Raw genomic sequence first — 23,106 nt, 5'->3', positions numbered from 1 at the left:
CATAAGTTAGGGTGAATCCGACTTCTAAACTCTAAACCTAAACCCTGCCTACTGTCTAGAACGAAATAGCCCTGGGTTTAAACGATGCTTTAGCTTTTCCCTTTGTTTATTTCGGCATTTATGCGCTAAAAGATAACAACTGGTCGAACTGGTTTGCGAAGTGGGCGGCAGTTGACTTGATTTGGGCGATTGGCGTAGCTATCGTTATGGGAATTTTAGTAGCTAAAGCCGTCACCTGGATCGATCGCCGACTCCAACGCTATCAACCGGCAGATCAATTAATGGAAGATTTCATTGCTCTGAGCACAATTCTGATTACATATTCCCTCACAGAAGTAGTCAACGGCTACGGATTTCTCGCAGTTTTTGTAGCAGGAATTGTCGTGCAGCGGAGTTACCGCAATCCAGAAAAGCCGCTTTCCCAACTGCACTTTACCGAGCGCATAGAAAAATTAATGGAAGTAGCAACTATCTTACTATTAGGTTCGCTTTTGCGCCTAGAGCCTATGTTGGCATATGGAGGATACTCCCTCTTAGTAGCTGGATTGTTAATTTTTTTAATCCGGCCTGTGGGAGCATGGATTAGTACGATCGGCAGTCCTTTGCATCCCGCCAGCCGCTTGCTCTGCGGTTGGTTCGGAATTCGTGGTGTCGGTTCTATCTATTATCTTACCTATGCTTTGGGTGACGGTTTGAAAGGCGAAACCGCCGAGAAAATTGCCTGGATTACCTTTACAACCATCGTACTTTCTGTGATTCTGCACGGCATCAGCTCCACCCCGCTAATGAACTGGTACGAGCGCCGAATCAAACCTGATGTACCAGATTTAATTTAATTAAAACTTACGCATCGAGACCGAGAAACCGGGTTTTTTTAGGAAAATACTTCGTTATAGCCCGCAGCTTAGGTAAAAAACCCGGTTTCTTTGGTGGGAGTGTGTAAGCCCTAACTAACTAATTTTCTCTGTATTCTAGGAGAAACTAGGCGAATCATAATTGCTGCAACTAGCAACATTGTCAAAGGTAAATATACGAGCATTGACTTGAAAATCTTGGTACTGAATTCAAAGGTAAAAGCCAGCCAGAAATAGTGCATTCCAGCATTGTGCAAAATTTTCCAGGCTCGTTGACCTATCCATGCTGCCGATCGCTCAAAAGATGTTACAGTCATCCCAAAAAGGAAGACATAGCCTAAGATCCCCAGAGGGTCAAACTTAGGCGATGCTCCAGAGGTTGCAAACCACAAGCCGCTCCACGCGATCGCGTGATACGTATGCGACACTGCCATCGATACCCCCAAATAGCGGCGATTTTTTAAGAGCCACTGTGTAAATGTAGTTGGCCAAAGCCTGCGAAGTGCAGAAGCAACAAAAGCACTGAGAAATAAGATACACGAAGTACGAGCAGTTGCTCGAATCGCCATCCGCATCCCTTGTTCATCAACACCGTGAATCAGCCAGATAACAGCAAGCATAATGCCAACTATCAACGCAGACAAACCAACGATGCTCCATCCTTCAAAAGCAAATTTAGTACCTTTCATCCTTGGTTACTCCTTAAAAAAAATTGTCGGTAGGTACTAAATTTAGCGATCGCACTTTGCCGCTGTCTTGCCCAATCTTCCCAAAAATGTCCTAATCTTCCCAACCTTCAAGGCGCATCTCTATATGCCTTTGGCGTAGTTTTGGCGTATTGGCGAAAAACTCTGGTGAAATGACTCTGACTTTGAAAGCCGACTTGGTGACAGATTTCTACAAGTGTCAACTCCCGGCGCCGCAGCAACTGCTTTGCTCTCTCTATTCGGCATTTCATCACATATTGATGAGGTGTAACTTTTGTAGATTGCTTGAATAAACCAGCAAAATAATGCGGACTTATCTGCACGGTACTACTCAGTTTTTCCAAACTTAAATTCTGGTCTAAATGTTCGTCAATATAATTGAATACTTGCCTGAGCTGATACTTGCACAATCCGCCCGTATAGTTTTTAATCTCCTTTTGAAAGGAACAGTAGCGCCTCAGCAAATGCACAGAAAGCGCTGTTGCCATTGACTCTGCATAGAGGCGACTGTCTGCACCTCCGGCTGCTAGTTCTTCCTTCAAGGCTAGCCCCATATGCTGAATTAATGGGTCGCGTAGCTGCAATTGTGGCACTAACTCAATGCGATCGGCATCCACAGATTCAAAAGCAGCGCGGGCAAGCATTGCAGGTTCGAGAAATAACTCAATTAATGGAACTTCGCGATCGACTAATGTTCTCGGAAAAGTTTGAGTAACAGGAATAATAGCAATATCGCCGCTGGCATAATCTACGTGCTGCCAACTGCCATTAAACATAAAACTCGCCCGAAAATCATTTTCAGAAATCATGATAAAGTGGTGTTCTAAATCTGTTTCCGGCATTTCGTCAGCAGGTTCTAGCTCGTAGATGAGATTCAAACCATCCCATCCCGCTTCAAAGCTAGAAAGGAGGTGCAAGTGTGGCGCAGGTTCGTTATTAGACACGGCTAGTATCGACTTTGATTGACTGTTTCCAATTTTAAAAGAACGCGGAACTGCCGTGTCCTTATCCGCAGCTAAACTGGTTTCACCCCAACTAATAAAGCGAGTTCCCGCCACTTCCAATAACAGTCTGCATCCTCAAAACCAATTTCTCTAAACCAGCGCAATTGCGTTTCCACATCCAGCAATTTATTAGAGGGATCGTCTGGTCGATCGCCCATACCGACCACCTCTAGAAATTTCTGATGCAAAGCCTCTGTTGCGGACGCTACGTGATCGAAATTGCAAAAAATGCCTCCGGGTTCCAAAAGCTCGAAAATTTCGGTGTAAAGCGAACGTTTGCGATCGTCTTCTACGTGGTGAATTGCCAAACTAGAAACAACTGCATCAAACTTGCCCAAATCCGGCAGCGAGTAATCAAAATTGTGCTCGATTACCGTAACATTGTTGTCATCAGCAAAACGAGTTCTAACTTTTTCCAACATTGTAGGTGAAAAGTCGATCGCCACACATTCAACATTCGGGCGATCGCACTTTAGCAAACCCAACAAACGCCCGTCTCCCGTACCCACATCTAGAATTCGCTTGACAGTTTTCGGCACTTCCCCCAAAAGTACCGCTTCACCTTCAGTGCGCTGAGGAACGCTATCAGCCTTAGCAAGATACGACAAAGCGTGTTCCTCAGAAGTCCAAAGATTGACTTGACTCATTATTTTTTAATCCTCATCAATTTCGCCGTTTTTATGCGTAAAAATCCAACCATTATTGTTAGATTTCGCGATTAAGTAGGGTGTGCAATGCACAACTTACTACTATGAGTCAGCTTTCGCCCCAACTAATAAAGCGAGTTCCCGCCACTTCCAATAACAGTCTGCATCTGTAAAACCAATTTCTCTAAACCAGCGCAATTGCGTTTCCACATCAAGCAATTTATTAGACGGATCTTCGGGTTCGTGACTAATACCCAGCGCCTCTCGAAATTTATCGTGTAAAGCGGGAGTTGCGGACGCTACGTGCTCCAAATTGCAAAAAATGCCTCCCGGTTCCAAAAGCTCGAAAATCTCAGTGTAAAGCGAACGTTTGCGATCGTCTGCTACATGATGAATCGCAAAACTAGAAACAACCGCATCAAACTTGCCCAAATCTGGTAGCGATTCATCAAAATTGTGCTCGATTACCGTGACATTCTGGTCATCAGCAAAGCGAATTCTGGCTTTTTCCAGCATTGTCGGCGAAAAGTCGATCGCCACACATTCAACATTTGGTCGATCGCACTTAAGCAGACCCAGCAACCGTCCGTCTCCCGTGCCCACATCCAGAATTCGCTTAACATTTTTCGGCACTTCCTCCAACAAAACCGCTTCACCTTCAGTGCGGTGAGGAATTCCATCAGCTTTAGCAAGATACCACAAAGCGTGTTCCGCCGAAGTCCAAAGATTCACTTGACTCATAAATTTTTAATCCTCATAAATCTCTCATAAATCTAGCCGTTTTTGTGCGTAAAAATCCAAGCATTACCGCTAGCTTTGGCAATTAAATCATCATCGGGATAATTAGCCCAATCACCATCAGTGCGTGAAGCGAAGCTATCCCGAAGGGAATCGCCAATTTCGAGATAAACAACATCTGCATTAGAGCGGTTGACTAAATGATGCCCATCTGCGTCCCCCGCCGGAAAACCCGCCGCCATACCCGGTTTCAGCACTTGCTCTCGCGAATTTGTAATCAGAGTAACTTCCCCTTACAGAACATAGATTAACTCATCTTGCCGGCTGTGCCAATGCCTGAGAGCAGAACAAGTTCCCGGCCCAAGTCTAACCAGATTTACCCCAAAATTTTGCAATCCAGCAGCATCGCCCAAGCGTTTTTCAACTCTCCCCAAAACAGCAGCGTTGAATTGCTCAGGGTACTTGGAACCGGTAACTTACGGCACATTTTTAGGAGCGATAATCATATATTCTAACCCTCCCATCTATGCTTACAAACTACTCAAATCCGAGCTTACTTTTTCGGAATTCCAATAGCTCTTAATGCAATACCGGATAATCCAGGTACTGCATCATCCTAATCTACTTTTCCGCGATAGCTTCGCAAGTACCTCAAATTTTATGCTATTTTCTTGCGAGTGCGATCGGCACTGACAGCGAATTGTTGCTGAACGTATCGATGAGCTTCTCCTGTCTTTGGAATAGAAAGTCCTTGGCTATCCCGTAAATAGTTTCGCGCTTGAATGAAAGCTGCATAGTAGGCTCTACTCATAAGCTATTGCACATTTAAACTGTGATACAAGCATTACCCTTGTTTTTGATTCTTAGCTCCCGTTTAATTATTAATTGTCCTTCAATTGAAAAGCTATGCAATAAATACTCTAGCTCTTCAATTGATGTAAAAAGTCGATGGAAAATATATTCTTTTCTCGAATGCCATACTAATTTAATTGAGTTAGGGTCGCGACTGTATTCGGGGAGAATAAAATATCAATATAGATTAGGCATTTCAGTTTCATTTTTTTTGAGGTGCTCTTCTTTCTTATGACAACTAGCATTATCAAAACTTATTACTATTTTTTCTTTTTTTTGCCCAACTTTTAGGCATGATTCCTGCTGATACTATTCATTAATTAGCTCTTCATTAAAGAGTTTTAGCATTTAATAACAATTATATTAATGCATTGTTTTTTGAGTGATCATACCACATTTAATATCTGAATTTTCACTGCTATTATTACATTAACTCTGCCTTTTTTTCAGTTCAGTTTAACATTTTCTAGGCTGCATTTTTTATACCAGTTATTTCTTTCGGTGACTCTTAAACTAAATTCACTCTCGTCTCAAAACCATGCCTGTAATCGTTCTAGTTTTTTTTTATACTTTTAAATATTCTGCTATCTTTATTTTAAACATTGTTATTTGTTCGGGCTCTCTCTTGGAGTCTAGGCTATACTTAGGAATCAAAAATCAATAACTTGCACAATTAAACCAGAAGCCTTGATCCAACGTAAACTATTGCTCTATTAGTCACCTTATTTATTTTTCATTCCTAAGTAGGGCTTGCTGGATAAGTGCAGAAAGGTTACACGGCCTGGTTATGCGATCGTGCGATCAAGAAAAGTGTGCAAGATAAAGAGATAAAATAGTACAAAACCCTTGCATCACCCAGTGCGCTCGTGTACATAAAAGCTGAGCTTGCCTCAAGTCTCCCATCCGAGTTTGAACTGCCTTTTGGAGGAAGGTTGTCATCAGACAACCGTTGGGTAAAAATGGCCGAACTAATTCCGTGGTCAGATTTTGAAGCAGAATAAGCTGATACGCATTTAAATTGGGATTTTTGAAGCCTAGACTCCTTGCACCCTGGCTTTCAGGCAAAAAATTTAAATGCTGAACAGCTTATGCTGAAAACTTCCACAGAAAAGGGCGCACCAGCTTGCATCATATCGGACGGCATTGGGAGCATTAATCATCAAAGAAAAACTGGAAATTAGCGATCGCCTCACAGTAGAACAGATCCGGGAAAACCCCTATCTACAATACTTTATTGGTCAATCAAACTACAGTAACGAGCTACCTTTGACCCATCTCTATTAGTTCATTTTCGGCAACTAATTAGCCAGAACCTAATTAATAAAGTCAAGGAACGAAGGGTTAAAAAATCCGCTCTATCAGCCCAGTTTAACCCTAAAAAAAAGATTTGGACGCCAAAAAAGAATCACCCAATTGCAGAAAATTAATCATAGATGCAACCTGCGCTCCAGCCGATATTAGTTATCCGACCGACTTAGGACTATTAAACAGAGCCAGAATTCATACAGAAAAAATCATATACATTCTGTATAAACAAATTAAAGAAAAAACCACTCAAAAACCAAGAACCTACCGTAATCTAGCCAGAAAAGACTACTTAGTAGTAGCGAAACAAAGACGAGCCACGCGCAACAAAAGAAGACAGGCAATTAAAAAACAACTTCAATACATCAAAAGAAACCTCGCTCATATTGAAGAGCTAATCGATTTAGACGCGACCCTAGAAGGTCTGAATAAAAAGCAATATAAAACTTTGCTAGTCCTCACAGAAGTCTATCGCCAACAGCAATTGTTATTTGATGACAATAAACAGAGTATTGAGCATAGAATAGTAAGTCTAAGCCAACCCCATATCCGTCCTATAGTCAGAGAAAAAGCCGGAACAAGCGTAGATTTTGGAGCTAAATTATCAGCTAGCTATTTTGAAGGATATGTATTTTTAAACCGAATAAGCTGGGATAGCTTTAACGAATCAGGGGACTTAAAAGCCCAAGTAGAAGCTTATTATAGATTCACAGGATACTATCCTGAATCAGTTCATGCGGCTCGAATTTATCGTACAAGAGAGAACCGAGCTTGGCGTCATGAAAAAGGAATTAGAATCAGTGGGCTACCCCTAGGAAGACCGCCATCCCATGTCAGCAAATAAAAAAAGAGGCAAGCGTTGGAATATGATAGAATTCGCAATCCTATTGAGGGCAAATTCGGGTTAGGGAAACGAAGATTCGGTCTCAATCGAGTGATGACAAAACTTGATAATACTTCACAAACAGCTATTGCTATCCCTTTTTTAGTTGGGAACCTTTCTGCCTGGTGGCGTCGGTTTTTTTGGATGTTTTTATGTCTATTTGGAAAAAGAACACCTAATTTTGAGTAGGAGATAATCCCCAATTATAATTTGGGGCAATCGATACCGAAAAAATTTATCTTTAACCGAGCTTGAATATATCGATCGCTGTTGTTATTGATTTGCGATCGATTATTCAGCAAGCCCTATTTAATCCTACTATAATACTAGCCACTAACCAAGCTACCGCTTTCAGCCACAATGGATTCACAAACTCTCCTATTAAGCGCTGGTTCGAGGTAAACATTACCAAGGGAATTACTGCAAAGGGTAATTGCAAACTGAGAATCACTTGACTCAAAACCAGCAAATTAACCGAGATGCGTGCGATCGACTATGATTTAGGTCGATCGCCAAAAATCACTCTTGTCACCGTTCCTGATTTGAGAGGTTTTTAAATTCGCGAGTTCCCTGATAACCTGATAAATCAGCTAACTCCTGCAAAGATTTTTGCCCTGGGTAAAACTTACCATTAATTTCCCAAGTAGGAGTACCCTGAATCTTGGCAGCTTCGCAAAGATCGCGGCGAGCATTTTTCCCTTGCGGATTGCACTCGATATAATTGATAATGCGAGCCGCTTCTTTGCCAAAACTTTCCTTCTGCATCTGACAGCGATCGCAGGTAAAAGAGCCGTACATTTTAGCTCCCACTCTTTTTAAATGTCGGGCTAAAGCAATTTCTGAAGTACCAGAAGATGTTGTGGTATTCATACTTGTTTCCTTAGCTGTACCGAGATTATTGACATCGGCATAAAGAGCGAGAGAGGAAATCAGCACTAACATAGACACCAGAATTCCTATAAAAAATAGTTGCCCGATATCATCCCATTCGCGACCGATTAATGCTAAGACAAACAAGCTAGTTGCAAACAAAGCAGACGCAATACAGTAAATACAAGCTGCTTTGATATCAACAGCCAGTACATACATCAGATAGCCGCTGAAAATCGTCATAGCTGTGCTACCAGCAAACAGAAATAGTCCCGTCCAAGACTCTAACTTAGAGCGGAGACTCTTCTGTTCTGCGGGATTAACAAGTAGGGGAGCTACGGCAAAAACTATCATGCTCAAATAGCCCAAAAAACCGAACAAAGAAAGAGGCAAACCAAAGACATAGGCATAGGGACTCGAAAGCACGATATCGCAGCCTTCGATCGGACAAACTGCAGTTCCGTTGGATAACTTGACCACTGTTAGATAAGCAGTGATCGCAGCCCCTATCGAGGCAATTCCTGCCGTGATGGGACGAGAATAGCGGTGAATCCAAGGCTGAGAACGTTGACGACGCATAGTATTTTTGACCTCAAAATGTATGTCTCAATTGTGGGGTAAGGTGGGCAATGCCCGCCCTGCGAACACTCTATCTTAAAACTCTAGTCGCATTGAAAATAGCTGCTAAAGCCACCCCAACATCGGCAAAGACTGCCTCCCACATTGTAGCTAACCCAAAAGCACCCAAAGCAATAAATATGCCTTTGACTAACATGGCAAAAATGATATTTTGCCAAACAATATTGTGAGTTTTTCGGGCAATTTGGATGGCTTCAGCCACCTTGGACGGTGCATCTGCCATAATCACAACATCGGCAGTTTCGATCGCCGCATCGGAGCCCAAACCCCCCATCGCTATGCCCACATCAGCCCTAGCAAGCACGGGTGCATCATTAATTCCATCCCCGACGAAGACAATTTTATCGCCTTTTTTAGATTGGGAGATCAGTTTTTCGATCGCCTCTACTTTTTCTTCGGGTAATAACTCAGCTAAATAGGAATCTAAACCGAGCTTTCTCGCAACACTATCGGCTACAGCTTGATTATCTCCTGTTAGCATCACGATTCGCTCAACACCTAAATTTTTGAGGTCGCGAATAGCCTGTACTGCGTCTTCCTTAAGCTCGTCAGCAATTAAAATGTAGCCAGCGTAGCGGTTGTCTACCGCTAAATGGACGACAGTACCTTCAGCATTGCAGACATCGTGAGGGATCTTTTCTCGGTGGAGCAAACGGTCATTTCCCGCAAGCACAATTTGATTATTTACTTTTGCTCGAATGCCGTGTCCCGCTATTTCTTCGTAATCTTTCACATCCGATGAATCTATCTTTCCGCCGTAAGCTTCAATAATAGATTTCGCGACTGGGTGATTTGATTGAGATTCTACTTTAGCAGCTATTGTCATCAACTCTGTTTCGTGAAAACCATTTTTAGGCACAATTTGTGCTACTTTAAAAACTCCTTTTGTCAAAGTTCCTGTTTTGTCTAAAACAACTGTCTTGACTGCTGTCAGGGTATCTAAAAAAGTCGAGCCTTTAACCAAAATACCGCCCTTGGCTGCACCGCCAATTCCCCCAAAGTATCCGAGAGGGATGCTAATCACCAATCCGCAAGGGCAGGAAATGACTAACAAGACTAGGGCGCGGTAAACCCATAAAAATCTGTCTGCATTAGTTGCTCCTGAAATGAACAAAGGGGGAATTAGAGCCACTGCTAGCGATGCAAATACTACAAAGGGCGTGTAGTAGCTGGCAAATTTGGTGATAAATTTCTCAGTTTCAGCTTTTTTGCTTCTGGCATTTTCTACTAATTCTAGAATGCGGGATATTGAAGATTCACCGAAGAGTTTGGTAACTTTGACGGTGAGAACTCCTGTCTGGTTAATTGTTCCTGCTAAAACTGTTTCTCCAACTTTCACGGTTCGAGGTACTGATTCTCCAGTTAGTGCAGATGTGTCAATCTGAGAGTTGCCGTCTATAATTTCACCGTCTAAGGGAATTTTTTCTCCCGGTTTGACAAGGATGATATCGCCGACAGCTACTATTTCTGGTGCAACTTTTTTGATTTCACCCTTTGCTTTGAGGTTGGCGCTGTCTGGGCGAATTTCTAAAAGCGATCGGATCGATTGACGCGATCGCCCTACGGCAAATTCTTGAAAAAGTTCTCCGATTTTGAAAAACAACATCACCCCGACTGCTTCAGGGAGTTTGTGAATAGCGACAGCGCCGAGTGTTGCTATAGTCATTAAAAAATTTTCATCAAAAAATCGACCTCGCAGAATATTGCGACCCGCACTGGTTAAAACATTCCATCCGCTTAAAAGATAGGCTGGGATAAAAACCAGATATTCACCTATAGAATAGGGCGTGTTGTGCAGTTTTTCTTCAAAAATTAAACCGCCGACAAATAGTACAACAACCAATATCACAGGAACCAGTTCTTGATTCAGGTTAAAATCTCCGACGTTGTGGTTTTGGTTATGATTCTCCTGGCTGTGTTCCTGGTGGTCGTCCTCATGACTGCAACTACAGCAGCCGGAATTGCTCGATTTTGCTTTTTGCATGGTTTTTCCTGGGTTTATCTCAATACCTGATTGTATGAATAGATATTCATATTATAGTCAAAAATAAAAAAATACTAGATTTTGAGTTAAAAATCTAGTATTTTTTATAAAAATCTTGTTAAATTGATAGGGAACGTTACTAGGGATTAAAAGTAATAACTATTCTTAGTTTCCGATTGAGAGAGAATGATTATCCCTATTCGTTAGTGATGAACTAATTAAGCAGGCGGATAAACTCTAAGGGCAAACCATCAGTATCGGCAATAAAAGCTACTTCGTAAACATTTTGCCCGATCGCCTGTTGAGTCGGTTCTAATAAAACTTTCAAAGCTTGAAACTGGTTTGGTTGGTCTTTAGCAGCTTCCTCAAACCGTTCTTTCAGAGACTGCAACCAGCTAGGCAAGTCAGTTGTCGCCTCCGTTAAATCAAAAGATAAATGATAATATCCAACATAATGCTCGTCTCCGAAAGCATCCGGTGCGGGTTTGGGTTCCGGGATTTGAATTAGTTCGATGCGTCCGTTGAGACCTTCCATCCAACAGGCTAGGGTGTAACCTGTAGTAAAGCGATCGCTCACAGTAAATCCCAACTGTTCGTAAAAGGCGATCGCCCGGTGAATGTTAGCAGTGCGAATCGAGGCGTGGTGCATTCGATTTTAAATTTTAGATTTTAGATTTTAGATTGGGGAATTGGGAATTGGGAATTGGGCATTGGGAATTGGGCATTGGCCCGCGCAGGGCATTGGGCATTGGCCCGCGCAGGGCATTGGGCATTGGGCATTGGCCCGCGCAGGGCATTGGGCATTGGGCATTGGGCATTGGGCATTGGGCATTAGGAATAGGAACTAACTAATGACTCATAACTAATGACTAATGACTAATGACTACTGACTACTGACTACTGACTAATAACTATTCAAACAACCGAAAATAAGGATATCTAATCGGAACTCCCGGCTCTTTTTCCAAATCAAAATTAATTACTTCCCAGCAAGGGTCCTCTTGAGGATCGGGGCTAAAATCCACAGGCAAACCGTACAACCTCGGCCGGGGCGATTCCGACTGACCGCGCCAAGGCGTGCTGCGTTCCAAATAAGCGCTGATTAAGTCCCGATAGCGTTGGGCAACGATCACGCGAGTTGCTCGGTAGCCTTGAGTATACAGTCGATCGAGCGCTTCGTGAATTTCAAACCGAATCCCGTCCGGGTGCGTGTGCTGGCGATACCATTCATTCTCCCAGCGGCGCCAGTGCCGCCCAGACTGAAGGTGAACCAGTTCCCCCGTTTTTGGATCTGCCTCAAATGCCCCGTGACGCGGACACAAATAGGTATCCGTTAGCGTTAGAGCCGGAATTGTTTGGCGACAGTGGGGACACTGAATTTCCGGGCCAAACATCGGGTATTGCAAGGCAACTTCGATCATGTAGTGCGTCCCAACATATTTTCTCTGCAAAACTGCCAAATACTTTTATTATATCCCGTATCAACAACCAGCTAATCTGCTAGAAGTATAACGATCGACCAACTAATGAGCAATCTCAACCAACCTCTGTCTGCACCTCCTTCCTATTGGCCCAGGCCGGATCTGTCCCAAGCGGCTTTTGTCGCTGAAGGCGCTGTTGTGATCGGCAGGGTAGAGGTGGCTGCAGGCGCTAGTATCTGGTACGGGGCGGTGGTGCGGGCGGATGTAGAGCGAATTGCGATCGGCTCAAGTACCAATATCCAGGATGGAGCAATTCTGCACGGCGATCCGGGGAAACCGACTGTTTTGGAAGATTTCGTGACAGTCGGACACCGAGCCGTGATTCACTCAGCTTACATTGAACGGGGCTGCCTGATCGGGATTGGGGCGATCGTCCTGAACGGAGTGAGGGTGGGAACAGGCTCTATCGTCGGTGCAGGGGCTGTTGTCACCAAGGACGTTCCCCCTCACACGCTAGTTGCGGGAGTGCCTGCCAAACGCCTGCGGGATGTCTCTGAGGAAGAAGCTGCCGAGTTGGTGGAACACGCTAAGCATTACGAAAAATTGGCTTTGGTTCACGCGGGGAAAGGTTCTGAGTTGGGATTTGGTTAGTTGATAGAATAAGATTTTAAGCAAAAAACTATTAGTTTCCAATGGCTTACACTGTGCCAAAAATCTTAACTTTTGAAACATTCCTCGATCGATATTGTGACAACTTCCGCTACGAGCTCGCTGACGGAGAATTAGTTGACAGGTCACCCACAGGCCCACACGAAACCGTCAGCGGTAAACTGGCAACTCAAATCGGCATCGCCATCGCAGCCGAAAAACTACCCTGGTTCATTCCCCGCACTTGTTTGATCCGTCCATTTTCAGACGCAGCTACCGCCCGCCTTCCCGATATTGTCGTATTAGATGAAACTGCTATTGTCAGCGAACCTCTTTGGGAAAGAGAACCTGTGATTGCGCTGGGAGGATCTATTAAATTGGTGGTAGAAGTTGTCAGCACTAACTGGGAAACTGATTACGCGCGGAAAGTTGAAGAATACGCTCTTTTAGGAATTCCCGAATATTGGATAGTCGATTATCGCGGATTGGGGGGCGCGGTTTTTATCGGCAAACCGAAACAACCTACTGTCACTGTTTGCGAACTGATTGACGAAGAGTACGCGCAGCAACAATTTCGCCTCGGTCAACCGATTATTTCTCCTCTGTTAAAGACCTGGCAAATTCGCCTAGATGATATTCTTCCCCGTTAGGCGATCGACCAAGCGATTTTAGATTTTAGATTTTAGATTGGAGAATTGATGAAGCCGGCGAACCTGAAACCAATTGCTTGATAGTCAACAATCAACAGTCAACAATCTTAGGAAAAATCGGGATTTGTTCGAGCGATAAAAGTTTAAAATTAAATAAAAAAATTGTCAAGCTCGATCGAGCGCTAAAATTGATGACATGAATAACGATCGCACATCCAATCCAAACATCCCCCCGTACACCTGGAAACGTCCCATCGGCCTCGGTTGGGAAAATCCCTATACAGTCCGCTACGCCAGCAATCTCGACGACGGGCCCTGGCACGGAATGCCTCTGGGCGGGTTCGGTGCCGGCTGCATCGGGCGATCGTCCCGCGGCGACTTCAACCTCTGGCACATTGACGGCGGCGAGCACATTTTTCGCAGTTTGCCCGCTTGTCAGTTCAGTGTTTTTGAAGAAACTCAAGGCAAAAAACAAGCTTTTGCACTGTCCACTGAACCGCCTGTTGATGGCAGTTTATCGAATTGGAAATGGTATCCAAAAGAAGGAAGAAGAGAAGAGTCAAATTCTGGGAGTTATCATGCTTTGTATCCGCGCAGTTGGTTTGTATACGAAAATGTGTTTCATGCTCAATTAAGCTGCGAGCAATTTTCGCCAATTTTGCCGAACAATTATCAGGAAAGCAGTTACCCAGTAGCCATGTTTGAATGGGTAGCGCACAATCCTACAGATGCGCCGATTACTCTCAGCATCATGCTGACTTGGGAGAATATTGTTGGTTGGTTTACTAATGCCAACAAGTCGCCGAAAGTGATGGTTCGAGATGATGGTAGTCCATTTTATGACTATCAACCCCGGTGGGGAGAAAGTGCCGGAAATTTGAATTTGTTGGTGGAAGATTTTCACCGAATCGGTTGCGTGATGACGCGGTTGACTGCTGATGACGAACCGCAAGAGGGGGAGGGACAATGGGCGATCGCAACTATTACTAATCCAGCGGTAGAAGTATTCTATCAAACTCGTTGGAACCCGGCGGGGAACGGTGACGATATTTGGCGCAACTTTTCTGCAGAAGGTTTCTTGTTGGATGACAAAGATGAGACAGCCGCAGCAGCCGGAGAACAGTTGGCTTGTGCGATCGCAGTTCGCTTTACTATTCGGCCGGGAAAAACTCGCAAAATTCCCTTTATTATAGCTTGGGATTTGCCCGTTACTGAGTTTGCATCGGGAGTTTTGTACTACCGCCGCTATACGGATTTCTTTGGCCGCAACGGCAAAAATGCTTGGCCAATTATTCGCACTGCAATGAAGCATTCGGATACTTGGCGCGAAAATATTGAAGCTTGGCAAAAACCCATTTTAGAACGTAAAGATTTGTCAGACTGTTTTAAAATGGCGCTGTTTAACGAGTTATACGCCCTCACAGACGGCGGTACTCTGTGGAGTGCCGCTGACGAACGCGATCCGAAGGGCCAATTTGCGGTTTTGGAGTGCATTGATTATCGCTGGTACGAAAGTTTGGACGTGCGGCTTTACGGTTCTTTTGCTTTGTTGATGCTGTGGCCTGATTTGGAAAAGTCGGTGGTTTTAGCGTTCGCTAGGGCAATTTCTGCAGGAGACGATACGCCGAGAATTATTGGCTGGAATCAAGCTTCGGCTATTAGAAAAGCTGTCGGTGCGACTCCACACGATTTGGGTGCTCCTAACGAACATCCTTGGGAGAAAACGAATTATACTAGCTATCAAGATTGCAATTTGTGGAAGGATTTGCCTTGCGATTTTGTGTTGCAGGTTTATCGGGATTTCCTGTTGACGGGTGGCACAGATTGTGAGTTTCTGCAAGAGTGTTGGCCGGCAATTGTTGAGGCTTTGGCTTATCTGAAAACTTTTGATGAGGATGGGGACGGAATTCCTGAGAATTCAGGAGCACCGGATCAGACGTTTGATGACTGGCAAATGCGGGGAATAAGTGCGTATTGCGGGGGTTTGTGGTTGGCGGCGCTGGAGGCTGCGATCGCGATCGGCGAAATTTTGGAAGATGCAGCACCGGAGATAATTCCTAACCCTCAAGCAAAGATAGCATTATATCACAGTTGGCTGTTACAAGCAAGACCGAGCTATCAAGAAAAACTGTGGAACGGTCAATATTACCGTTTGGACAGCGAGAGTAATTCCGAAGTGGTGATGGCCGACCAACTGTGCGGTCAATTTTACGCAAAACTGTTAGGATTGCCGGATATTGTGCCGCCGGAATGTGCAGCCAGCGCTCTAGAAACTGTGTACGATTCTTGCTTTTTGAAGTTCAACGATGGCGAGTTCGGTGCGGCGAATGGGGTAATGTTAAACGGTTCGCCGGAAAATCCGAATGCGACTCATCCTTTGGAAGTTTGGACGGGGATTAATTTTGGGTTGGCGGCTTTTTTGGTACAGATGGGAATGGAGGAGAAAGCGTTTAAATTGACGGATGCGGTGGTGAAACAGATTTATCAGAATGGGTTGCAGTTTCGCACGCCGGAAGCGATTACGGCGGGGGGAACTTTTCGGGCGAGTCACTATTTGCGGGCGATGGCAATTTGGGCAATTTACGGGGTGTTGACCAATTTTAAATAGGGCAAAATGTATATTAGCTGGTGAATCCCCCTAAAATTAAAAAAATTAAGCCTTCAACCCCATTTTTAGCAAGGACAACAGTTAATTTAACTATCAATAAAATTGACCGTAAAAAATTTCCGCATTCGAGGAAGACATTAATGTTTCATGCTCAAACTTTACCTATGCTAAAATTTGAGCATGAAACAGCACTGATATCATGTCCGGTCGATTCCCTCCGCTTCGCTTCGCCCAAAATCAGGTAGGGGCGGGTTCACCAACAATATCTGCCAATAATTAACAATCTCAAAAACCCGCCCGGCCGGGATATTATGGTCAATCTATCGGACATGATATGAGATAAAAGTAGGAGCGAGACTCGGCTATAAACAAGAGAGACAAAGGGTATGAGGCAATTGTTGACACCAATGCAGTCCGCATCTTACCCGTATATAATTTGGAGCGATCGCCAATTTCAAGATACAATAGAAAAATGTCAAATCCCTTACTTTCCCTCAACTACGAACCCGCCGTCGAATCCCTCGGCGGCGACTATTTTGATGAAGTCCCTGCGGCCGATTTTCCGCAGCACATCCTCCGCTTCCGCAACGACCAATTATTGCCGACATTGGGTTTAGACCCCGCACAAGTAACCGACCAACATTTTATCGAAGCGTTCGGCGAATTTCACTGCGTCCGCCCTTTTCTCGCACTTCGCTATCACGGCTATCAATTCAACGAATACAACCCGAATTTAGGCGACGGTAGAGGCTTTTTGTACGGCCAAGTTCGCGGCACTGACGGCAGACTTTACGACTTCGGCACTAAAGGTTCGGGCCGCACTCCCTACTCCCGGCACGCTGATGGTAGACTCACTCTCAAAGGGGGAATTCGCGAAGTTTTAGCCGCCGAAGCTTTGCACCGGTTGGGAGTTCGGACATCTCGGTGTTTTAGTTTAGTTGAAACGGGCGAGGCTTTGTGGCGGGGCGATGAACCATCACCCACACGATCGTCCGTAATGGTGCGTTTCAGTCATTCTCACATCCGGTTTGGAACTTTTGAAAGATTGCACTATATCCGCAGACCGGATTTAACTAAAAAACTTTTAGATTTTGTTATTGAATATTACTATCCAGAACTGCATTTAGAAGCAAGTAATGCGGGTGTGTCGCCTGCCGAAAAATATGCGCTATTTTATGCAGATTTAGTCCAGCGAGTAGCTGAATTAGTCGCTCAATGGATGGCGGCAGGATTTTGTCACGCAGTGCTGAATACTGATAATATGTCGATTACTGGAGAAAGTTTCGATTACGGGCCTTTCGCTTTTATCCCAACTTACAAGCCGGAATTTACAGCAGCTTATTTCGACCATTACGGTCTTTATTGTTACGGAAATCAACCGTTTATTTGTAAGGGAAATTTAGAGAAGCTCCAGCAACCGCTAGCAGCCGCGATTCCTCAAGCTGATATGGATGCGGGTTTGGCAAAGTTTGGCGATTATTATAATGCAGCTTATCGGCAGTTGATGCTAAATAGATTGGGATTTGAGGATTTGCCAGAGGCTGAGGGAGATGAGTTGTTGAAGGTGACAATTAAAATGCTGGCGGAGTCTCAAGTCGGCTATCAGGATTTCTTTTTTGAATTGCGAAGACAGTTTGATCGCACTTGGCGAGATGATGCTAGTCTAATTTTTGCTGAGGCGGAACCGGCGGACTTGATAGCACCTTGGCGACAGTTTTATTATCACGTTTTGCAAAGTTTGTCTACGGATGATATGGATCAAATGGCGGACAGGTTGCGGAAGCACAATCCCGAACAATCGCTCTTGAGACCGACGATTGAGGCTGTTTGGGAACCCATAGCTATTGAGGATAATTGGGAACCGTTTTATGAATTGGTTAAACGACTTCAAGACCCAGAAAATTGATTAATAATAGCTGGCATTAATAGCACGTAAGGGCTCGTTCACCTGCATTTTCTCTTAGTATTAAAGATTAGCGTGAACCAGCCCCGGAGCAATCTGAGATTATAAAAATCTGGCACATAAGAAATATAACACCGAGAAATAATGACTAATGACTAATGACTAATGACTAATGACTAATGACTAATGACTAATGACTAATGACTAATGACTAATGACTACTTGAGCTTCTCAATCTCAAATTGTGCATCTTTGTAACCGCCAGTAAGCCCTTGATCTAGAAACATTTTGCCGGCTTTTTCTAAATCGCTAATCGCTCCTGCTTTGTCTCCCAAGGAGCGGCGAACCATGCCTCTACCGTAGTAAGCAGCAGCATAATTCGGGCTGATCCGAATAGCTTGCACGTAATCTGCGATCGCACTATTGTAATTCTTTAACTCCTGATAAATCTTAGCCCGATTGGCGTAAGCTTCCGCATTGTTGGGATTGAACCCGATTGCTGCTGTAAAATCTGCGATCGCACCCTGGGCGTCACCCCCTGCGTTGCGAGCTAAACCACGATTGTTAAAAGCATTAAAATCATTCGGATTCACTGTCAGCGCTTGAGTGCAATCGGCAATTGCTTTCGGATAATCCTTCAAATTTAAATAAGCAATGCAGCGATTGTTGTAAGGAACCCCATCCTCATCGCTCAGCGAAATTGCCTGAGTGCAATCGTCAATTGCCGCTTGATGCGCTCCCAAATTCAACTGCGTGCTGCAACGATTAGCGTAAGCATCTGCACTCTTGGGATCGATCGCAATTACCTGAGAATAATCCGCCAAAGCTCCCTGATAATCTCCTAGGTGAAAGCGAGCTCTCCCCCGACTGTAAAAAGCATCAACATTCTTAGTATCAAGTTTAATTGCCTCAGTATAATCTCCAATCCCCCCCTGCAAATCGCCGCTCCCAGCACGAGCCAACCCCCGCGAATGATAAGCTTTAACAAGCTTCGGCTGCAACCGAATTACTTCGTTAAAATCCTGAATAGCCGCCTTGTAATCTTGCATTTCTAAATAAGCAACTCCTCTTTCATAATATGTATCAGCATCCCTGGGCTGGAGATTCAAAGCTTGAGTGTAATCCTCAATCGCCCCACGCTTGTCGTTAAAATCGTGACGGGCTAGGCCGCGGTTAAAATAAGCCTGAACATATTTAGGATTGAGAGCGATCGCCTGAGAATAATCCGCAATTGCTTCTTGATACTTTTGTAAATCATAATTAGCATTACCGCGCTGGTAAAAACTCTCAGCATTTTTAGGATTCAATTGAATTGACTTATTAAAAGCCTGCAAAGCTGCATCCGCATCTTGATTGCGAGACTTTTCCACTCCCTCTTCGTAATATTCCTGAGCTTTAATCGGATTCGGGCGGCTCCAATAACTAAACAGAAATATCAGAACTATTGCCGCCCCGACGCCCGCCAAAACCAGCAACCAAAATCGACTTCCCAAACGTGACGAAAAACTATCAGAAGAAACTAAGCTGGGAGCCATACTTTTCTTGTGAGCCGAATTCATCGGCTCTTGGCGGTGTCTCAACTTGCTGAGAGCTACCAAAACTTCCTCCGCAGATTGATAGCGCTTGGCAAATTGGTGACAGACCATTTTGTCAATTATATTGGCTAATCCCACAGAACATTGAGCTCGGTTTCGCCAAACAATTTCCCCCGTATGAGAAGGACTCGGATCTTGCAATTTTGGCAAATCCGTACCGGGTAAACCAGTGATAGCTTGGACTGCCATCATCCCGACTGCATAGAGGTCACTGCTAAATTGCGGGTTGCCTTGAAATTGTTCGATCGGCATATAAGCCGGAGTACCAGTAGCAATGGTGCGCGGAAATTCGGTATCGTAGTCACTGACGTGATTCGCAACTTCTTTAACCGAACCAAAGTCAATTAAAACTAATTTGCCGTCTGGTTTGCGGCGGATTAAGTTGGAGGGATTAACATCGCGGTGAATCACTCCCTGAGAGTGTACGAAGGCGAGAACTTGTAACACTTCTTGCAACAGATCCAGCACTCGTTCTTCTCGCCAAGGTTGACCGGCCACAATTTCTCTATTTAGGGCGTGTCCGGGGACAAACTCTTCGACGAGGTAGAATTGATTGGCTTCTTCAAAATAAGCTAGTAAAAATGGAATTTGATCGTGTTTCCCCAGCTTTTCTAATATTTCTGCTTCTTGTTTAAATAAGCGATAAGCTGTTTTGAGAACTGTGGAAGTGTTGCTGGGAGGGCGCAGTTGTTTGACTACACATTGAGGATGGCCCGGACGGCGAGTATCGACAGCTAAATAAGTTTGTCCAAAAGCTCCTGAACTGAGAATTTGCACTACGCGATAACGCCTGTCTAAAAGTTGACCAACCATGTTCATATCTATAAGTGAGAATTGGTAACGGGGAGGTGGTAATTGGGAATTGGTAACGGGGAGTTGGTAACGGGAACTGGGTAATTTGGAATTTGGAATTGGGTCTTCTTGTTTCTTCCTTTTTCCTTCTTCCTTCTGCCTTTTTTCTTCTTTTTTTAACATCAGAATGGTGACTAATAGTTTATTTAGGGTCGTTGATTTGTGATTGTGCGTTTTGGAAACCATCAGCTCTTCCTTGTTCTAGAAACAAGGTTGCAGCTTTCTGAAAATCTTCGATCGCCCCAGCACGGTCTTTGAGTTGGCGGCGGACGAGGCCTCGGCTGTAAAAAGCGCTAGCATTGTTGGGGTTGAGCCGCAGCGAGTGAGCGAAATCCTCAACCGCTAAAGGGTAATTTTTTAGTTCTGAGTAAATAGTACCGCGATTGCTGTATGCTACTGCATCGCTGGGATTGAGGCGAATTGCTTGAGTAAAATCTTCTAAAGCTCCCTGCTTGTCTCCCGAAGCCGATCGAGCTAATCCTCGATTGCTGTATGCTTTGGGATTGTTGCCGTTGAGTCCGATCGTCAAACTGCAATCTTCGCTAGCCTTTTGAAATTGTTTTAAATTCAGATAAGCAATGCAGCGGTTGTTGTAAGCTGCTTCATCTTTTGGAGCAAGGCGAATTCCTTTGGTGCAATCTGCAATCGCTTTGTCGTAGGTGGCCAAATTCAGGTAAGCGCTGCACCGATTGGTATAAGCATCAGCTAACTCTGGTTGCAATTCGATCGCCTTACTATAATCTTCCATAGCTCCTTGATAATCTGCCAGATTAAACCGCGATCGACCACGACTGTAGTATACGCCAGCTTGTTTGGGACTAATTTGAAGGGCTTGAGTAAAATCTGCCATTGCTCCTGTTTTGTCGCCTGCCGCCGATCGAGCTAAACCCCGATTGCTGTAAGCTGTAGCATCGTTGGGAGTGAGCCGAATTGCTTGAGTGTAGTCTTCTATTGCCGTGCGGTAGTCGCCCAAATCGTAGTAGGCTAAACCCCGCTGAGAGTATGCCTCACCGTCGCTGGGATTGAGTCGCACTACTTGAGTGAAATCTTCCACTGCCCCCCGCTTGTCCCCGATGTCGAGGCGGGCCATACCTCGATTGTAGAGAGCTTTGGTGTGGCTAGGATTGACTTTAATGGCTTGCGTGTAATCCTGTATTGCTTGCTCGGTTGCGCCCATGTCGTAGCGAGCGTTTGCCCGCTTGTAGTAAGTTTCCGCATCGGTGGCATTCATGGCGATCGCTTGAGTATAATCGGCGATCGCGCCTGTTGTGTCACCTTGCTGCGCCTTGGTAACGCCGCGGGCTAACAATTCTTTTGCCCTCGCCGGATTTTGACTCTGCCAGAAGTAAATTATGACTGCTGTCAAGATTAAAGCTGCCGCTGTTGCAGCCAACAGCAGGAGTTTGGTTTGGCTTTGTCTTCGCGGTTGACTCATAGCGTGCGTGATGATTGTGGCTGGCGGCGGCTCAACCTCCAATTTTACGGCGATTTGTTTGAGGTCTGCTAAAACTTCGGCTGCTTCCTGGTAACGTTCCTCGCAGTCGGGGCGCACCATGCGATCGATAATATCTGCTAGGGCAGGCGAACAAGTTGCCCGGTTTCGCCAGGGAATTTGGCTTTTGTTGTTTTTTAAGGCACTCAGTTCGTTGGGTGAGAGTCCCGTCACGGCAAGCTGGGCGATCGTACCTAGAGCGTAGATGTCGCTATTGTAACGGGGGTTGCCGCTCAATTGCTCGATCGGCACATATAACTCCTGGGCTACCAAACCCTGTTTTTTTGCCACAGGCCGTTTAACAGAGTTTGGGGAAGTTTGCGACAACAAATGACAGTTAGCAAGTTCCGGGTTAATTTCTTTGTCTAAGCTAAAGTCTACCAATACAAATTTTCCGTCTGACTCGCGCCGGATCGCTCTGTCTGGTTGAATTCTGCGGTGAATGAAACCCTTCTCGTGGATGAACACCAAAATTTCTAATATTTCTGATAGCAGACCAATTACTTGGTCTTCATCCCAATGTTGACCGGGTATTAGTTCTTGACTTAAAGGTAATCCCGCAATAAATTCTTCAATTAAGTATAAACTTTGATTTTCCTCAAAATACGCCAATAATTCCGGGATTTTGTCATGTTTTCCCAATTTTTCAATTATTTCTGCGTTTCTTTGAAATAAAACTTTGACTAATTCTGGAGTTTGCGAACTTGTGCCGGGTAGCCGCATTTCTCTAACCGTGCATTGCGGATACCCGGGACGGTGAGTATCTGCTGCTAGATAAGTTTTTCCCACCTCACTTGAGTCTGTGACTTTAATGATGCGGTAACGTCTGTCTAGAAGTTGACCAATCATGCTTTGCCCTCTGCCCTGTCAATTTCCCATTATCGCATGAAATCAGAATAGCCAAAATATTTGGCTGAGTAATTTAAGTTCGATCGAGCCCTGACTCCCACCCAAAAACGGATAGTTGCTTTCCGACAGGAGTCGTTAGCCTCCCAAAATTTTAGACCCCAGTTCAAGCTACCCGATTCATTTGTGGAGTCAATCTAAAATCTAAAATCTAAAATCGACTGACTGGACAAACGGGCGATCGGATTGGCTAGCCAAGTCCAGCGCTGTTGCCACGCTCTTCTAATATCTTAGGAAAAAAATGCTGAAATTGTTTATCCTCTCAATGAAAACTGTATAATTTAACAACCGGGGCGGAAGTGACTCAAATGAAAGTACAACTGGTTGAATCCCTAATTCAATTTATCCTGTCTCTCGAAGCCTGCGAGCAATTAGCGATCGCAGGAAAAAGATTAAAAAATCTCCCTTGCCCTGTGACTCAGAAACTCGTGCAGCTTGCCCAAAAGGGCGGAAATTTAATTTTTTTGAATGACGAACTAGAGATTTATACTCTCGAATACCGAGAAGCAATTGCCTGATACTCAAAAACAGGAGATTGAGAGAACTTT

20 protein-coding genes and 1 pseudogene are annotated in these 23,106 nt (G+C 44.5%); 8 read left to right on the top strand and 13 right to left on the bottom strand.

The features are described 5' to 3' along the window. The first annotated feature begins 65 nt into the window (after positions 1-65). Positions 66-836, top strand: coding sequence for a cation:proton antiporter domain-containing protein (locus QUB44_RS16045; RefSeq protein WP_333369187.1), 771 nt, complete (start codon positions 66-68; stop codon positions 834-836). Positions 837-946: 110 nt separating this feature from the next. Here the strand turns inward: QUB44_RS16045 and QUB44_RS16040 are convergent, their stop codons facing one another. From QUB44_RS16040 to QUB44_RS16015, 6 genes are all read right to left on the bottom strand, one after another. Then, positions 947-1,543, bottom strand: a complete 597-nt coding sequence (locus QUB44_RS16040) for a hypothetical protein (RefSeq protein WP_333369185.1) — start codon at positions 1,541-1,543, stop codon at positions 947-949. Between the two features lie 107 nt (positions 1,544-1,650). Beyond that, positions 1,651-2,505: an AraC family transcriptional regulator gene (locus QUB44_RS16035; protein ID WP_333369183.1), complete on the bottom strand. Its 855-nt coding sequence runs from the start codon at positions 2,503-2,505 to the stop codon at positions 1,651-1,653. 71 nt (positions 2,506-2,576) lie between these two features. Next, positions 2,577-3,212 (bottom strand): class I SAM-dependent methyltransferase, encoded by a 636-nt coding sequence (locus QUB44_RS16030; RefSeq protein WP_333369181.1) that lies wholly within the window; start codon positions 3,210-3,212, stop codon positions 2,577-2,579. A gap of 102 nt (positions 3,213-3,314) precedes the next feature. Further along, positions 3,315-3,953, bottom strand: a complete 639-nt coding sequence (locus QUB44_RS16025) for a class I SAM-dependent methyltransferase (RefSeq protein ID WP_333369179.1) — start codon at positions 3,951-3,953, stop codon at positions 3,315-3,317. A 32-nt stretch (positions 3,954-3,985) separates the two neighbouring features. After that, complete coding sequence (locus tag QUB44_RS16020; RefSeq protein ID WP_333369177.1) at positions 3,986-4,207, bottom strand: hypothetical protein; 222 nt, start codon at positions 4,205-4,207, stop codon at positions 3,986-3,988. A 401-nt stretch (positions 4,208-4,608) separates the two neighbouring features. Further along, positions 4,609-4,761 carry a hypothetical protein gene (locus QUB44_RS16015; protein ID WP_333369175.1) on the bottom strand — a complete coding sequence of 51 codons (153 nt, stop codon included), beginning with the start codon at positions 4,759-4,761 and terminating at the stop codon, positions 4,609-4,611. Between the two features lie 907 nt (positions 4,762-5,668). Here QUB44_RS16015 and QUB44_RS16010 point away from each other — a divergent pair. Further along, a pseudogene (locus QUB44_RS16010) lies at positions 5,669-7,245 on the top strand (IS5 family transposase). Positions 7,246-7,285: 40 nt separating this feature from the next. Here QUB44_RS16010 and QUB44_RS16005 read toward each other — a convergent pair. The 4 genes from QUB44_RS16005 to QUB44_RS15990 all read right to left on the bottom strand — a co-directional run bounded on the left by QUB44_RS16005 (position 7,286) and on the right by QUB44_RS15990 (position 11,132). Further along, positions 7,286-7,459, bottom strand: coding sequence for a divalent metal cation transporter (locus tag QUB44_RS16005; RefSeq protein WP_333369173.1), 174 nt, complete (start codon positions 7,457-7,459; stop codon positions 7,286-7,288). A 59-nt stretch (positions 7,460-7,518) separates the two neighbouring features. Further along, the gene (locus QUB44_RS16000) at positions 7,519-8,439 is read right to left on the bottom strand and encodes a vitamin K epoxide reductase family protein (RefSeq protein WP_333369171.1); all 921 of its coding nucleotides are present in this window, start codon (positions 8,437-8,439) and stop codon (positions 7,519-7,521) included. Positions 8,440-8,509: 70 nt separating this feature from the next. Continuing rightward, positions 8,510-10,483 (bottom strand): heavy metal translocating P-type ATPase, encoded by a 1,974-nt coding sequence (locus QUB44_RS15995; RefSeq protein ID WP_333369169.1) that lies wholly within the window; start codon positions 10,481-10,483, stop codon positions 8,510-8,512. Between the two features lie 214 nt (positions 10,484-10,697). Next, positions 10,698-11,132 carry a VOC family protein gene (locus QUB44_RS15990; protein ID WP_333369167.1) on the bottom strand — a complete coding sequence of 145 codons (435 nt, stop codon included), beginning with the start codon at positions 11,130-11,132 and terminating at the stop codon, positions 10,698-10,700. A gap of 32 nt (positions 11,133-11,164) precedes the next feature. Here QUB44_RS15990 and QUB44_RS15985 point away from each other — a divergent pair, with 32 nt between their 5' ends. Beyond that, complete coding sequence (locus QUB44_RS15985; protein WP_333369165.1) at positions 11,165-11,335, top strand: hypothetical protein; 171 nt, start codon at positions 11,165-11,167, stop codon at positions 11,333-11,335. A gap of 59 nt (positions 11,336-11,394) precedes the next feature. Here QUB44_RS15985 and QUB44_RS15980 read toward each other — a convergent pair whose 3' ends face one another. Further along, complete coding sequence (locus tag QUB44_RS15980) at positions 11,395-11,904, bottom strand: TIGR02652 family protein (RefSeq protein ID WP_006631343.1); 510 nt, start codon at positions 11,902-11,904, stop codon at positions 11,395-11,397. A 105-nt stretch (positions 11,905-12,009) separates the two neighbouring features. On the opposite strand from QUB44_RS15980, the gene QUB44_RS15975 reads away from it, so the two are divergent. The 4 genes from QUB44_RS15975 to QUB44_RS15960 all read left to right on the top strand — a co-directional run bounded on the left by QUB44_RS15975 (position 12,010) and on the right by QUB44_RS15960 (position 17,716). Then, entirely contained in the window at positions 12,010-12,555 is a 546-nt protein-coding gene (locus tag QUB44_RS15975) for a gamma carbonic anhydrase family protein (RefSeq protein ID WP_333369163.1), read from the top strand. 41 nt (positions 12,556-12,596) lie between these two features. After that, positions 12,597-13,202, top strand: a complete 606-nt coding sequence (locus tag QUB44_RS15970; protein ID WP_333369161.1) for a Uma2 family endonuclease — start codon at positions 12,597-12,599, stop codon at positions 13,200-13,202. A 196-nt stretch (positions 13,203-13,398) separates the two neighbouring features. Further along, the gene (locus QUB44_RS15965; RefSeq protein ID WP_333369159.1) at positions 13,399-15,810 is read left to right on the top strand and encodes a GH116 family glycosyl hydrolase; all 2,412 of its coding nucleotides are present in this window, start codon (positions 13,399-13,401) and stop codon (positions 15,808-15,810) included. A gap of 472 nt (positions 15,811-16,282) precedes the next feature. Next, the gene (locus QUB44_RS15960) at positions 16,283-17,716 is read left to right on the top strand and encodes a protein adenylyltransferase SelO family protein (RefSeq protein WP_333369157.1); all 1,434 of its coding nucleotides are present in this window, start codon (positions 16,283-16,285) and stop codon (positions 17,714-17,716) included. 215 nt (positions 17,717-17,931) lie between these two features. On the opposite strand, the gene QUB44_RS15955 is transcribed toward QUB44_RS15960, so the two are convergent. Both QUB44_RS15955 and QUB44_RS15950 read right to left on the bottom strand, forming a co-directional pair. Further along, complete coding sequence (locus QUB44_RS15955; protein ID WP_333369155.1) at positions 17,932-20,346, bottom strand: tetratricopeptide repeat protein; 2,415 nt, start codon at positions 20,344-20,346, stop codon at positions 17,932-17,934. Next, on the bottom strand, positions 20,303-22,501 hold the full coding sequence (locus QUB44_RS15950) for a tetratricopeptide repeat protein (protein ID WP_333369153.1): 2,199 nt from the start codon (positions 22,499-22,501) through the stop codon (positions 20,303-20,305). The genes QUB44_RS15955 and QUB44_RS15950 overlap by 44 nt, the downstream gene beginning before the upstream one ends. 365 nt (positions 22,502-22,866) lie before the next feature. Between QUB44_RS15950 and QUB44_RS15945 the strand changes: the two genes are divergently transcribed. After that, entirely contained in the window at positions 22,867-23,076 is a 210-nt protein-coding gene (locus QUB44_RS15945) for a hypothetical protein (protein ID WP_333369151.1), read from the top strand. The last annotated feature ends 30 nt before the right edge of the window (positions 23,077-23,106 follow it).

This window comes from Microcoleus sp. AT3-D2 (assembly GCF_036705715.1).
Lineage (GTDB): Bacteria > Cyanobacteriota > Cyanobacteriia > Cyanobacteriales > Microcoleaceae > Microcoleus.
Note: the sequence above shows the minus strand (reverse complement) of the source record. Positions and strands in the feature narration are given on the sequence as shown.